The sequence below is a fragment of the Bacillus sp. MRMR6 genome (genome assembly GCF_001940785.1).
Classification (GTDB): Bacteria; Bacillota; Bacilli; order Bacillales; family Cytobacillaceae; genus Neobacillus.
Genome location: NZ_MSLS01000005.1, coordinates 1 through 13252, shown reverse-complemented (window position 1 = coordinate 13252; position 13252 = coordinate 1). Strand labels below are relative to the sequence as shown.

Below are 13252 nucleotides of genomic sequence, written 5' to 3'. Positions count from 1 at the left end.
TCATCGCACTGTAGTTACAGTGCAGCGTGGAATTGAAGCACAAGGGATCCCGACCGTTCTGATTACCCTTGATGTTGAACAGTCCAGTCTAATGAGACCGCCTCGTGCCATTCATCCGGTTGGTTTTGAATTTGGTCATTCCTTAGGAAAGCCGCACGATAAAAATACACAAATGAAGGTATTACTGGCTGCTCTAGAAGAATTAACCGTAAGACAAGAGCCTGGTAATATCCATGATTCCCAATTTCCAAGTTACTAAAGACAAAGAAGGGACGAATGCTTATGGCAATCGTCCCTTTATGTATGAGAAGCGTTTAATCTTACCCTTGTGTAGGATTCATATTTATCTCTTCATAAGGCTGAATGACAACAAAACCGTCACCTTCAAATTTCATTTGAATTGAATCACCGCTGCCTCTACCAAGAAATGTTTTAAAGCTGATATCCGTTTTAATTTCAGGCTGAAGATTACCAGACCAGGCAACCGTGGCATTTGGGTCTGTAACGACAGGGTTTCCAGGCGTAACTCTTAATGTGATGGGTTCATAATGCGTGGTAAAAGCGATCATACCTGTACCTTCACACCGGACATTAAACAAACCTCCAGCCATCATTCCGGCTATTTTCTTCATTATCTTTATATTCCATTTAATGCTTGGCTCGAAAGCAAGCAGGTCGTTCCCGTTTACATAGATAGCTTCATTTTGCAGATGGAGAATGACAATCTTTTTTCCGGTATCTGCTAGATATAATTTACCTTTTCCGTTTGCTTTCATGAGGGAGGCACCTTCACCCGTTAATGCCTTTTTAAAGGCGGTTCCTAATCCGTGCTCGAGAATACCTTCACGAACAAATTTAATATCACCATTGTAGGCCACCATAGATCCCGCTTTTGCCCAAACCTGACCATCCAGGTTTACCTCCAGCATCCGCGGGGTTTCTAATTCAAAAAATCCTTCGCCTCTGTCCTTTTGCTCGGTTTGCTTTACAAACTCCGTGATTGAATATCTATTCATGCTCACACATCCTTTCTATTCCTGTTATTTACGATTCCCAAGCATGAATGTTTCATTATTTTTAATATTATTTCTTAAATAGGAAAAGCTTGGCTGTAGACATCCAAGCTTTAATAGTGCCTGTTACCGCAAAAATATTGTAGAAATAGGGAACGTCCTTTGGAGCCCGTTCCCAAGTTGTGTTTATTCGACGATGTAATCCATCAATATTTTATAATTTTCTCCGCCTTTAGGAGTCAGCCAAGCTTCTACGGTGTATTTTCCTTTTTCTAGCCCTAGCTCTGTCAAGTCGAATTCATAATTTAATTCATCACCTGGTAAAAGTATTTCTTCACCTAGAGCCATCATAAACAAGGCAACACTTGAGAACAGGTATATTTGCTCACCATTCTCTTTATAAACAGCATAATCAAAGCGCTGGCTGCTTGTAAATTCTAAGGTGATTTCTTTTTCTGTTTGGTTTTTCACTTGATATTGAAACTTGCCGTTACCTAAATCAACCAGACCTGACATCATATCACCTGCTACGATTCCTCCAGTATTTACACCACCAGTGTCTTCCTCACTGGCAGGTGGTTTAACAACTTGTTCCTCTTGTTCAGAAGGGGTTTCATTCGATCCTTTACCAATTGCTGATTTGTCATTCCCAAAAGTGTAACTAAAAAGCACGATTGCAGCTAAACATAATAAGGCTAAGATCGAAAACACCTTTTTACTTAGTTTCATACTAACACCCCTATAATTTATGTTCTTCATTTAAATAGACCACATCCTTTTCCAAAAGTTACAATTTATCTAACTTGATAATAAAAAAAATTTAGCTTCAAAAGCTAAGAGAGATAACCATTTTGCCCGAGGAGTCATAGAAAAACTAATAAATGGTGAGGATAATTCCTACCACTATGGTACTTAATATAGTAGAATAAGGTGATTCAATCGTTGTACAAGCAGTTCTATTTATAAATATAAAAGTGTGGAGGATTTAAGTTGACGTATCATTTAAAAAACACATTTAGAATGTTTTCACTAAATTCCAATAAGAAGCTAGCGGCTGAAATGGCAGAAGTACTAGGCTGTGAGTTAGGGAAATGCTCCGTTACTCATTTCAGTGACGGTGAAATTCAAATACATATTGAAGAAAGTGTTCGCGGCAGTGAGGTATTTGTCGTTCAATCTACTTCCTTTCCTGTCAATGATAATATCCTAGAACTCCTAATTATGGTTGATGCTTTAAAAAGGGCATCGGCTCGTGTTATTAATGTTGTCATCCCTTATTATGGTTATGGTCGACAAGATCGGAAGGCACGATCACGCGAACCGATTACAGCGAAGCTAGTAGCAAACCTCCTAGAAGCTGCTGGAGCAAGCCGAGTGCTTACCATGGACCTTCATACACCACAACTTCAAGGATTTTTTGATATACCCGTTGAACATCTTATTGGTGTTCCAATCCTTACGCAGTATTTCCAAGGTAAAGGATTAGAAGACGTGGTTATAGTAGCTGCACATAATGGCAGTATTGGCAGAGCTAGAAAAATGGCTCATCTACTACATGCTCCCATTGCACTGATTGATAAAAGGAAATTTGAAGAAAATGCTATCGAAACAATCAATGTTGTTGGAAACGTGCAAGGGAAAAATGCTATCCTGATCGATGATTTAGTAGATACTGGGACAACGATTACAGGAGCTGCCAAAGCATTAGCAGAAAATGGGGCAAAAGCTATCTATGCAGGCTGTACTCATCCTGTGCTTACTGCAGATTCAGTTAAATTAATCGAAGAATCACCACTTAAAGAACTAGTTGTCACCAACACAATCGAACTGCCAGAAGAAAAAATGATTGATAAAATAAAAGTCATATCCGTCGCACCACTTCTAGTCGAAGCCATCGACCGCATACACAACGAGAAAGCCGTAAGCCCATTATTTGAGTGAGAGTGACAGGCACTACCCATCATAGTGAAAAGCTGTTCCGCAATATGCCGGAGCAGCTTTTTTCAGTTACTTAATTGGCATTTCTCACCGAATTATTACAATTTTTTCATTTTTTGAAACTTTTTTGTATTTTTTTGCGTTTAATATATGTAATAATTTTTAAGAATACAAGAATCGCTACACAAAAAAGAATAGTTAAAGGGGAGTATGTGGGGTTATGAAGATGAAGAAAAAGGGATGGATTTGGAGCGGTGTTACAATCGGGGTCTTACTATTGGCTGTTGGAGGCTTTTTCGCTTTTAAATCGTATGGATCTGCCCCGGTAGACACAGAGGCAGAAAATGCCATGCCCATTACAGTTCAAAAAGTGAAAGAGCAGGAATTAACAGACACCATTTTAGTTACAGGAAAAATTGTACCAGAGGAAGAACAGAAAATTTTCTTATCACCGGAAAATGGAGAAATCGTTGAATATAAGGTGGAAGAAAATCAAACAGTCGAAGCTGATCAAGTACTTTTCGTCTACGACACTACTAAACTAGACTCAGAATTGAAAAAAGCAAAGAGAGAAAAGGAGCTTATTCAAAAGCGTTTAAAGACAGAAAAAGACCAAATTGCTCAAATGAATAGTCAAATTACGGCAGCGAAAAAGAATGGAGATCCTCAAGAAATCATTACAGAACTTGAGAAAGAGAAAATCAACATAGAAATGCAATATGAGTCAACTAGTACAGAAGTTGAAAACTCACAAGAGCGAATCAATGAACTGGAAGCACAGAAAAAAAGCATGGAAGTAAAAAGTAAAATTAACGGGATCATTGTTAAGGTAAATAAAAACGTGGCGAAAACAGAAACTGGCTCTCAAGAGCCTGTGATCCATATCATTTCCAATCAGCCTTATAAGGTAATTGGGACGATGAGTGAATTCGACACAGTGAAGGTTCAACCAAATCAGCCTGTGATCATCCGTCCAAAGGTGTACAAAGATCGAGTCTGGAATGGGGTAGTAGAATCGGTTTCCCAATTTCCAGAAGGTGATGCTGGCCATGGGGAAGGAATGTATGGCCCTGGTGGCGGTGGCAATGTCACGATGTATCCATTTAAAGTGGCAATAACAGATGATACCTCTGAACTTCGTCAAGGGTTCCATGTGTCGCTAGAAGTTAATTTAAGCAGCGGTGAGAAGCATCTTGTTGTTCCTGCGTATTCTATTTGGGAGGTTCCTGAGGAAGGAATCCAAGTGGTCTATGTTTTAAAGGACGGGATTTTGCAAAGAAAAACAGTTGAGACAGGAGCAATGGGCGATGAGTTTATTCAAATCATAAGCGGGGTTGCATTAGATGAATTAGTCGTTCTTGGTCCTACGGAAGAAATGTTCGACGGAATGGAAGTGACCAACTTTGATGAGGTTGAATAAGATTCAAAAAGTGTACGGAAGCGGGGAACTGCAAGTTCCAGTATTACACGGAATTGACTTAACCATTGAGGATGGTGAATTTATCGCCATAATGGGCCCTTCCGGTTCAGGCAAGTCCACTCTCATGAATATTATTGGGTTTTTAGACGTACCTACGTCTGGGTCGTTTGAATTAAATGGTGAAGAAATTAGAGAAGCGAAACAAAAAAGACTGGCCAAGCTTCGCAATGAACATATTGGGTTTGTTTTTCAGCAATTTTATATGCTTCCGCGGCAAAATGCCCTAAAAAACACGGAGGAACCGCTAATTTATGCAGGGGTGTCAAAGAAGGAACGACGTGAACGAGCAAAGGAAATGCTGACAAAGGTTGGTTTGGAGGACAGAATGAAGCATCTTCCGAATGAATTATCAGGTGGTCAGAAGCAGCGGGTTGCGATTGCCAGAGCCATGATCAACAATCCAACCATTCTTTTAGCGGACGAACCGACTGGTGCCTTGGATTCAAAAACGAGCGAGCAGATTATGGAATTGTTTGTTCAGTTAAATAAAGAAGGTAAAACGGTCATCGTTGTAACCCATGAAGAAGAGGTTGCTTCCTACGCCAATCGAGTGATTATCCTCCGCGATGGAGTTATTACAGAAGATCGGAGGAAAGAAGCATGAGTATTTGGGAAAGCTTTGTAACCGCTCTCGGTTCCATCTGGAGTCATAAGATCCGGTCGATTTTAACGATGCTCGGAATTATTATTGGTGTGGGTGCCGTAATCGTCATTGTCGCCATTGGCCAAGGGGCTAAGAAACAAATGACAGAGGACCTTTTTGGTACAGATAAAAACATCATTGAGATCTTTCCTGAATATATCCCTACCGAAGAAGATGAAATGAATATGTACTGGGAGATTCCGGTTCTGACAAGAGAGGATTTAGAGGCTGTTAAAGAAGTACCAGGTGTTAAGGCTGTTTTTGGCACCAATTATGGCTATGGTATGCTCTCGTATAACGAAGTACAGGGCAATCCTCAAATCATTGGAATTGACGAACAGTACATTCGCGGCAGAAAGATATCGGTTCTAGAGGGAAGACCATTTACTAGAAATGATATTGAAGGAATCAGCCGTGTCGTCATGATTGATAAGGCTGCAAGAGAAAAATATTTTAAAAAGGACCAGCCTGTCATTGGGGAAATTGTCGAAATTGAAGGAAATCCATATAAAGTGGTTGGTGTGTTTGAATCACTGATTCCAGAGCAGTACCGAAACCCGGAAGGCGAGATGTTTATGCCTCGGACTCTGATTTCTATGATGTATGGTAATGCTGAAATCGAAAATATCTCTGTACTTGGTGATAATCCTGAAACGGTTGCTGAAACAGGAAGGATGGCGGCTGAGCGGCTGACTGAAGTGAAAAATGTAGAAAACCTAGTCTACAGAACTTATGATATGTCAGAATATGAGAATGAAATCAATAAATTCTTAACCATTATTACCCTTGTTATTGGCAGTATTGCCGGAATTTCTTTACTGGTCGGCGGAATTGGTGTCATGAATATTATGCTAGTCTCGGTCACCGAAAGGACGCGTGAAATCGGTCTGAGAAAAGCCTTAGGAGCAACAAGGGGAAGAATATTATTACAGTTTTTGATTGAAGCGATGACGCTTACGTCACTTGGAGGGTTAATCGGGATCGGATTAGCAAGTGTAGGAACGATCCTCGTCACCAAATTTTCTCCGTTAGCAGTTACCGTTAATCCGCTGATTGTCATTATTGGCATTAGCTTCTCTGCTTTCATAGGCATTATCTTTGGTATTCTGCCTGCAAACAAAGCATCAAAATTACATCCAATTGATGCATTACGTTATGAGTAATGGTGTGTCAATATTTATTTCGGGACAATAAATAATTTTAACTAAAGGTTCATCAGTGCGACACAGACATATGATTAGATTTCCACTATTATTAGAGAAAAGTAATGGGATGTGATTCACGATGAGTAATATAAAAGTTATATACAAAGGCAAAGAATATATTATTCTTCGCCAGGATGCATCTGGGTTCTGTGAAATTCTTGCAGTAAATGAAACAAAGGACCAAATTAAACTCGTTCATTTTTCTGAATTAGTTTTGAATATAAAAAGTTCATAATAATGAATCAAGAGAGCCGCTAATTGCGGCTCTCTTTTTTTCGTTGAAAAGTCAGAATTATTAATCTTTCCTTTTTTTGTAACTTAACCCATTTAGCCCCGTCTATTATTAGCGAATCCTTAAATTCGGAAATAAAAAAGGAGAATTCAAAATGAGAAAATTAAAGGCTGGGTTAATTATAAGTTCTGCATTGGTTATCGGATTACTGTCAGGATGTGGAACCGAGGGAAAAACAAATGGAGGCACTGCTCAAGCAAAAACAAATGAAAATTTAAACGAAGAAGTATTAGTAGATAAGAATCTGTACCTTGAAGGCGAGGGTACTTACGTAGGTCAAATTGATAATCGCTCCATCGAAATAACGGTCAATGGTACACCGACAGCTTTCCAGTTAACCGACGAAGCGGCCAAGCAGCTAGAAGGGATTAAAGAAGGCGAGGAAGTCTCCTACGTTTATACAGATTCGAAAATGGAACAAAAAACGATTGAAAAATTTCATCTTAAAGATAACAAAATTACCTTAACTAAATCAGTGCTAGAGGTCGATCAAGCGTTAATAGATTTGCAGGAAAAATTCGATGACACTAAAGATCAAGGTGTATTAAAGGATGTTTCTCCCTTTGAAGTATTTTCCTTATACATGTATATAAAAGCAGGCCAGGACTTTGAAACACTCTATTATCTTCACGAACTAGATGCGAATGTAATGTCAGTTGAACAATTTAAAAAGGAAAATATGCTGGCTGATGCCATTGCACAGAATGACACTTTCTTTAGAAAACTAGATCAGGTCCGCGAATTTGAAGTCGTACAAACCGATGAAAACCGTGTATACATTGCTTTCACATTACCGAATGACGACCAAACCTACGAATTCAAGTTGATCAAATCAGAGGCGGAAAACATCTGGCATGTGATGTGGATGCCATTTCAGTAAGAACATATAAAAAGTAGTGGGGGATTTCCCACTACTTTTTATATTTACTGCCTTTACTCTTTGAACGAAGTTTTTCCATCATATCATCTACTTTTTGTTGTTGTGCAGACGTTTCCTGCTCGTTCCATGTAATGGCTGTGATTTGGCCGTTTTCTACGGTGACATCAAAATATGATTTTTCTGTGCTGTCCGGAGGCAATTTCTCTTTAGGTAAAATAAACTCCTGGTTAAGTTCTTCTACTAATATAACAGCAAATTGTTGATCCTCAATTCTATCAAGAAACCCCTTCATATGCTTAGCCTCCAATGCAAGCAACTCCTTGCTTTTTTATATCCTTTATTCTGGCTGGACCAATGCCGCTTATACGTGATAAATCATCTATGGATGTAAAAGGTCTTGAATCAATCAGTGCTTGAGCCCTTGCAGCACCAAAATGAATAATTTCTTGTAATTCTGCTAAGGTCGCAGTATTAACATCAATACAGCTTCCGATCATCGGATTTGTTTCATTTTGTGAATCGCGGCTGTTTGTTTCATCGTTCGTTGTATTTCCGCTGCTTGATGGTGAAATGGTGCCTTCTTTTTTTGTCAAAATCTTATAATCCTTACCGTCGGTGGTAACGATGATGGTTCCGTGTACATCGGTTCCGTAAAGTTGAATACCTCTGCTTTGGATCAAATTTACCACTTCGGCATGTGGATGACCGTACGTATTGTTTAAGCCAGCGCTGTATATCGCCACCGTGGGATTCACTTTACTTAAAAAGTTAGGATGTGTTGATGTAGAAGAACCGTGATGTCCTAGCTGAAGAATGTCTGCTTGAACATCAAATCCACTTTGGAGCATTTTTAGTTCATCACCAGTGCTGGCATCACCAGTAAAAATAAATCGAACGTCTCCATAGGTGAATTTTAACGAAATCGATTCATCGTTATCATTTTCTGAGATGGTTTTTGGATACAAAACATCAATCGTTAACTGACCTATTTCAAAGGTATCACCCATCCTAGGTTCGTAGTACTCTACATCTTTAGCGTCGATCGCCGTTAACAGCCGCTGAAACGTCTGAGAGGGGTTTGTGTTTCCTGATAACCATACTTCGCCCACGCTAAATGTATTTAGTACTTTATCTAATTGTCCAATGTGATCGGCGTCTGGATGTGTTCCAATCGCTATATCAACTTGATTCACTTTTTGCGCAATTAGATAATTTACTACTTCGTTCCCATTCCAGTTACCTGCGTCGATGAGGATGTTAAAGACCTCACCCTGATAGGGAAATTGTAAAAGTGTAGAATCTGCCTGTCCCACATCAATATAGTGAACCTTTAAATCGGATAATTCTTTGGTCACCACTTTTTCTTCGTCTTTCGTCTCTTTTTGCTCCATAGAGTCGTTTGATCCGATTTCTTGTTGCTTCACCTGATCTGTTAGTTTTGACTCGGTAGATGGCTGGCCACACCCGCTAATTAGAAAAATGGTGAAGAAACACATTAGAGCAAAGAGGTACCGTTTGTGCATGATATTCATCCTTTTTTATTACTAAGCTTATCATTATTGTTATTTTAATAAAAGTAATTTCCATATTTTGTCTTTAGTTCTTGTGTTTTCAAWACAACGCTATATCAACTCTTCTTTATTGTAGAGAACGTGAGGCAATCAAATCTTGGGGAGACCTAAAATATATAAATGAATCTTTGACTCCTCCGCTGAATAAGTATATAGGTAGAAGGAGGAATTTCCATGTTGAGTGATGATTTAACTCTTAAAATATTGGAGGGGGTAGGATGCAAGTTTTTTATACAGTTCGTCCGGGTGATACCCTGTATCAAATTGCGAACCGATGGAAGCTTCCCGTTGATTCTTTGATTGCTGCAAACAATCTTTCCTCGCCCTATACGATCTTTGTTGGACAACAGCTTTCCGTTCCTCCTGGTGTGGACGTCTATCGTGTCAGACCAGGTGATTCAGTTTATACCATTGCCCAATTCTTCGGTGTTCCTCAAACGATCTTGATTGAAACAAACCAACTACAGCCTCCCTACACTATACAAGTGAACCAACTATTAAAAGTTCCACCAGGCAATCCCTATTATCTGGTCCAGCCTGGTGACACCTTGTTTCAACTCGCTCGGCGATTTAACGTGACAACAGCAGGACAAAATAACTATGAGTTCATTAGGCAAATCAACCAACTGCCATCCTATCTTCTTTTTCCAGGGATGAAGTTAATCATTCCATATGCACCACCAGGTGACTTAGGTTTGATTGCTTATACCTCAAATCGAGCTGGGACTGGTTATGATATTTGGGTTTATCATCCTTCTAACGGTGCAAATGTGCAGCTCACATCTGGACTTGGAGATGCTTTTTCGATTCCTTTTTGGTCGCCAGACAGTAGTCGAATTGCTTTTATTGGCAGAAACGGCATTATATTTATCATAAATCTAGTTGATCATAGCGTCGCTCGGATTGACCAGTTAGCGGAAGGGGAAGGTTTTTACCTGGATTGGTCACCTGACAGTCAAAAGATCGTTTATGTAAAAGAGAATCAAATAATTTTGTATTATGTTATTACCCACCAAATTCAGAGAATTCCACATCCTGGGGCAACAGATGCCCAGTGGTTCCCAACTGGAACAGAACTGCTTTTTCAAGCGCCTGATGCTTCAGGCGTTAGTCAACTGTTTCGAATTCAGACTGATGGAACCAATAAACGGCAAATCACGCAAAACTCCGGTGGACGCTATAATCATGTACGGCTTTCTCCGGATGGCAGGTTTATTCTCTATACCACTCCCGGTGCTAGTATTTCGCTGGTTTTTATACTAGAAATCTCGACTGGAAGATTAATAGAAGTAAAGGGCGGCCCGCTTGCGAAAAACTATTTCCCAGCATGGTCACCAGATTCCCTAAACATTGCTTACAGTGCGACTGCATTTGAAGATGTTGGTTATTTTTCTCTAATTAGAACCGTCGGAAGGCAAGGAGGGAATGACCGAACCCGGGCAATATCAAATTGCTTTGCTACGCCTGTTACATGGTCAGTGAATAGCAGGAAAATTGCCTATCTATCCGGCTGTATGAACCAAGGGACTCCGAGCGAAATGTGGGTAATTGATTTACTCCATCCTGTGCCTATCAGGTTATTAGCTGGAGCTAGAGTGACAAATTTACAATGGTCTCCTACCGCTGCAGTTCCTTTTAAGAAGACACTTACCAATACAGAACTTAGAGTTCAACTTCACTATCCAGGACATTGGCAAAAAGTAAATGAAGAACGAGCGGAAGGAACAGATGGCTTTTTGCAAATTGCCGCTATCTTCTCAGAAGAATCGTTGAACACCGTGTGCCAAAACGAAGCATTTCATCAACTGCTTCCATACGGCACAACCCCCCGGATCAGCAGTACTACCATTCAAAATCAAGAGGCATGTTTGATTGAACCATCGGAGGACCAGCCTGCTGAAATGAGAGGGCAGGCCGCTCTCATTGTCCGCTATCCTCAGCCGATTCAAATTGGAACCGACACATACAACTTCTTCATTCTATGGGCTGACCAAAACCACATTAAAGAAATAGCTTCTACAATCAAGTTTTTGTAGCCGATTACGAGTAACACAAAAACGCCCATCTCGAGCGAGACAGGGCTTTTTGCTATTTTATTCAATTGTAAACACAATGGAATATAATCAACTTTTGGTATTATAAAGTGATGATGCTCCAAGTATTTTTGCTTGTTTCTCAAACGACAAGGTCATTCAATATTATGGGCAAGAAAAGCTGGAGAGGCTCGAACAAGCAGAAAAGTTTATTGAATTTTTTTCGAACAATTTTAAGGAGAAAAGAGGGATCCGCTGGGGAATTGAAAGGAAAGCGGAAGAGGGGATTATTGGTACCATTGGATTTAATGCTTGGTTACCAAAACATAACCGGGCAGAGATCGGCTATGAAATCCATCCAGATTACTGGGGAAAAGGATACATGTCAGAAGCAGTAGGAAAAGTCCTTTCGTTTGGGTTTAATGAGATGAATTTAACCCGCATTGGTGCCATCGTCTTTTTAGAAAATGAAGCGTCAAATCAATTGCTAATGAAAACAGGCTTTCAACAAGAAGGCATCTTAAGAAAATATATGGTTCAAAATGGGATAGCACACGATACCTATGTCTATTCCTTACTTAAAGGGCACTTTTGAAAAATAATTGGAAGGAGCGTTCATGAAGATCATCACTGCACAATGAACGCTTAATGTATTGGATTGGTTATATATACAATTACACTCTTATCTAAATCGAAATCCCAATCCACAAAGATATCGAGTACTTTCATATTTAGAATACGTTCAAAGTGATTATTATTATGTAAAAGTCCTTTTTCAAGCACTCGCTTTGCTAGCTTTAATTCTTCTCTCATCCCTTGTCTAATTAATTGTTTTTCAATGCTGACCAATATTCCATTTCTGACGACAAGTAATGTCCTTTGGTTTAATTGGCAGGAATAGACTTCTTCGGGTCTTTTTTCAGACTCCCGGCTTAGGTTGATAATTTCCTTATGGATTTCTTCTCGTCCCGAATAATTTTCCACGACAGCTTTTTCTAAACTAGTTGAATCAGTACCAATCCCTGTAAATATTGCTGATTTATTATGAAGGTCCCAATCATAATAAAACTCACGAACTTCCATACCAGTTACCATTTTGATATAGGCTTTTATTTCAGGAATTAGTGTCTGCATAAGCATGTCGCGCGTTCTTTGAACGATTTCTTCCTGCTTTTGATTCATTAACACTTTTTCAGTAGGAGATTCTAAATGTCTGATATAAATCGTAATAAAGGTATATCCACAGGAAACATAAACTGATTCTGGTCCTTTACCGAAATTGTCACGAAGGATTTTACTAATATAGCTGCTTAATTCAGCGGTTTGTTGAAGAGTGTTTTTTTCCATTTTGCATTTTTCTCCTTTTGCGAAAAAGTTTATTCATTATATTATTCCCTATCGTCTTTATATTATTGGAAGATATTAGGCATGGTTTGTTTTCGTGAATAAAAATATAATGAAGATAGGGTGAAGRGAAAGAATGCCATTCGCTTTAAGGAGTACGATATGTTTTCGAAGTTAAGCAACAAAGAATTAATAGATTCATACTTGAACGCATTAAAATTAAAGCTGGATCAAGAGTTTATTTGTTTATTAGAAGAGGAAATCATCCGAAGAGGGATTGAGCTAGAAGGGTAAAAGAAGAATAGCTTTTACCTAAATGAAGATTATTCGAAGGTTTTCTTCTGAAACTTTTGTATTAAAATGTAAGCACTTTAGATAGTACAGCGAATGGCTTCCAGCTCTTCACTCTTTTTTTAAATTGGATAGGAACAACCATTTTATTTGCTTTGAATGTCAAAAGGAGAACAATATTGTTCTCCTCAGGCTGTCGAGAAACTTTCGACAGCCTCTTATTTTTATGCAAGTATTTTAACGATTCACCGCGTTAATTTGTTTTAATATTATTATAAAAGGCTTTGAAATATGTCTGTTGAATTGCGCTCCAGGCACTTCGCTTTCCGCGGGCGGTCGGTGAGCCTCCTCGTCGCTTGCGCTCCTGCGGGGTCTCACCCTGACCTTCTAGTCCCGCAGGAGTCTACGTGCCTTCCACGCAATTCAACAGAGTTTAAATCTATAGTGTACAGCTCTCTACATAATTAAAAATTAAATAATAAGTGGTGAAATATATGTTTAAACCAAAAGTATCAACCCAAAATGAATTTGAATTTGTAACTATTGATGACTTGGTTCCTGA

At 39.2% G+C, this 13252-nt stretch carries 14 protein-coding genes and 1 pseudogene; 10 read left to right on the top strand and 5 right to left on the bottom strand.

The annotated features are described in order from the left end of the window. Window positions 1-19 precede the first annotated feature (19 nt). A complete protein-coding gene (locus tag BTR25_RS07110) occupies window positions 20-259 on the top strand; it encodes a hypothetical protein (protein ID WP_075687377.1) in 240 nt (79 codons plus the stop codon). Between the two features lie 61 nt (window positions 260-320). On the opposite strand, the gene BTR25_RS07105 is transcribed toward BTR25_RS07110, so the two are convergent. After that, on the bottom strand, window positions 321-1016 hold the full coding sequence (locus BTR25_RS07105; protein ID WP_075687376.1) for an AIM24 family protein: 696 nt from the start codon (window positions 1014-1016) through the stop codon (window positions 321-323). A gap of 183 nt (window positions 1017-1199) precedes the next feature. Next, window positions 1200-1742 (bottom strand): BsuPI-related putative proteinase inhibitor, encoded by a 543-nt coding sequence (locus BTR25_RS07100; protein ID WP_075687375.1) that lies wholly within the window; start codon window positions 1740-1742, stop codon window positions 1200-1202. Between the two features lie 261 nt (window positions 1743-2003). Here BTR25_RS07100 and BTR25_RS07095 point away from each other — a divergent pair, with 261 nt between their 5' ends. The 6 genes from BTR25_RS07095 (at window position 2004) to BTR25_RS07075 (ending at window position 7451) form a co-directional block, all read left to right on the top strand. Then, window positions 2004-2954, top strand: a complete 951-nt coding sequence (locus BTR25_RS07095) for a ribose-phosphate diphosphokinase (RefSeq protein ID WP_303046818.1) — start codon at window positions 2004-2006, stop codon at window positions 2952-2954. Between the two features lie 217 nt (window positions 2955-3171). Continuing rightward, a complete protein-coding gene (locus BTR25_RS07090; protein ID WP_254842651.1) occupies window positions 3172-4371 on the top strand; it encodes an efflux RND transporter periplasmic adaptor subunit in 1200 nt (399 codons plus the stop codon). Further along, window positions 4355-5035: an ABC transporter ATP-binding protein gene (locus BTR25_RS07085; protein WP_175596713.1), complete on the top strand. Its 681-nt coding sequence runs from the start codon at window positions 4355-4357 to the stop codon at window positions 5033-5035. The genes BTR25_RS07090 and BTR25_RS07085 overlap by 17 nt, the downstream gene beginning before the upstream one ends. After that, window positions 5032-6237 carry an ABC transporter permease gene (locus BTR25_RS07080; RefSeq protein WP_075687373.1) on the top strand — a complete coding sequence of 402 codons (1206 nt, stop codon included), beginning with the start codon at window positions 5032-5034 and terminating at the stop codon, window positions 6235-6237. The genes BTR25_RS07085 and BTR25_RS07080 overlap by 4 nt, the downstream gene beginning before the upstream one ends. Before the next feature lie 121 nt (window positions 6238-6358). After that, window positions 6359-6514 (top strand): hypothetical protein, encoded by a 156-nt coding sequence (locus BTR25_RS27435; protein ID WP_175596712.1) that lies wholly within the window; start codon window positions 6359-6361, stop codon window positions 6512-6514. Between the two features lie 151 nt (window positions 6515-6665). Continuing rightward, window positions 6666-7451, top strand: a complete 786-nt coding sequence (locus tag BTR25_RS07075; RefSeq protein WP_075687372.1) for a hypothetical protein — start codon at window positions 6666-6668, stop codon at window positions 7449-7451. Between the two features lie 31 nt (window positions 7452-7482). Here BTR25_RS07075 and BTR25_RS07070 read toward each other — a convergent pair whose 3' ends face one another. Continuing rightward, on the bottom strand, window positions 7483-7743 hold the full coding sequence (locus BTR25_RS07070; RefSeq protein WP_075687561.1) for a DUF3006 domain-containing protein: 261 nt from the start codon (window positions 7741-7743) through the stop codon (window positions 7483-7485). A 4-nt stretch (window positions 7744-7747) separates the two neighbouring features. Then, the gene (locus tag BTR25_RS07065) at window positions 7748-8974 is read right to left on the bottom strand and encodes an MBL fold metallo-hydrolase (RefSeq protein WP_075687371.1); all 1227 of its coding nucleotides are present in this window, start codon (window positions 8972-8974) and stop codon (window positions 7748-7750) included. A 266-nt stretch (window positions 8975-9240) separates the two neighbouring features. Here BTR25_RS07065 and BTR25_RS07060 point away from each other — a divergent pair, with 266 nt between their 5' ends. Both BTR25_RS07060 and BTR25_RS07055 read left to right on the top strand, forming a co-directional pair. Continuing rightward, on the top strand, window positions 9241-11058 hold the full coding sequence (locus BTR25_RS07060) for a LysM peptidoglycan-binding domain-containing protein (protein WP_075687370.1): 1818 nt from the start codon (window positions 9241-9243) through the stop codon (window positions 11056-11058). A 112-nt stretch (window positions 11059-11170) separates the two neighbouring features. Further along, a pseudogene (locus BTR25_RS07055) lies at window positions 11171-11650 on the top strand (GNAT family N-acetyltransferase); the annotation flags it as partial. Window positions 11651-11700: 50 nt separating this feature from the next. Here BTR25_RS07055 and BTR25_RS07050 read toward each other — a convergent pair. Continuing rightward, window positions 11701-12402 (bottom strand): Na-translocating system protein MpsC family protein, encoded by a 702-nt coding sequence (locus BTR25_RS07050; protein ID WP_075687369.1) that lies wholly within the window; start codon window positions 12400-12402, stop codon window positions 11701-11703. A gap of 159 nt (window positions 12403-12561) precedes the next feature. Here BTR25_RS07050 and sda point away from each other — a divergent pair, with 159 nt between their 5' ends. After that, complete coding sequence (gene sda, locus BTR25_RS07045) at window positions 12562-12693, top strand: sporulation histidine kinase inhibitor Sda (protein WP_083652264.1); 132 nt, start codon at window positions 12562-12564, stop codon at window positions 12691-12693. The last annotated feature ends 559 nt before the right edge of the window (window positions 12694-13252 follow it).

Bases quoted from the DNA above. Each gene is read 5' to 3' on its own strand.
- BTR25_RS07105 (WP_075687376.1), bottom strand. From the start codon at position 1,016: ATGAATAGATATTCAATCACGGAGTTTGTAAAGCAAACCGAGCAAAAG.
- BTR25_RS07100 (WP_075687375.1), bottom strand. From the start codon at position 1,742: ATGAAACTAAGTAAAAAGGTGTTTTCGATCTTAGCCTTATTATGTTTA.
- BTR25_RS07090 (WP_254842651.1), top strand. From the start codon at position 3,172: ATGAAGATGAAGAAAAAGGGATGGATTTGGAGCGGTGTTACAATCGGG.
- BTR25_RS07080 (WP_075687373.1), top strand. From the start codon at position 5,032: ATGAGTATTTGGGAAAGCTTTGTAACCGCTCTCGGTTCCATCTGGAGT.
- BTR25_RS27435 (WP_175596712.1), top strand. From the start codon at position 6,359: ATGAGTAATATAAAAGTTATATACAAAGGCAAAGAATATATTATTCTT.
- BTR25_RS07075 (WP_075687372.1), top strand. From the start codon at position 6,666: ATGAGAAAATTAAAGGCTGGGTTAATTATAAGTTCTGCATTGGTTATC.
- BTR25_RS07070 (WP_075687561.1), bottom strand. From the start codon at position 7,743: ATGAAGGGGTTTCTTGATAGAATTGAGGATCAACAATTTGCTGTTATA.
- BTR25_RS07065 (WP_075687371.1), bottom strand. From the start codon at position 8,974: ATGCACAAACGGTACCTCTTTGCTCTAATGTGTTTCTTCACCATTTTT.
- BTR25_RS07060 (WP_075687370.1), top strand. From the start codon at position 9,241: ATGCAAGTTTTTTATACAGTTCGTCCGGGTGATACCCTGTATCAAATT.
- BTR25_RS07050 (WP_075687369.1), bottom strand. From the start codon at position 12,402: ATGGAAAAAAACACTCTTCAACAAACCGCTGAATTAAGCAGCTATATT.
- sda (WP_083652264.1), top strand. From the start codon at position 12,562: ATGTTTTCGAAGTTAAGCAACAAAGAATTAATAGATTCATACTTGAAC.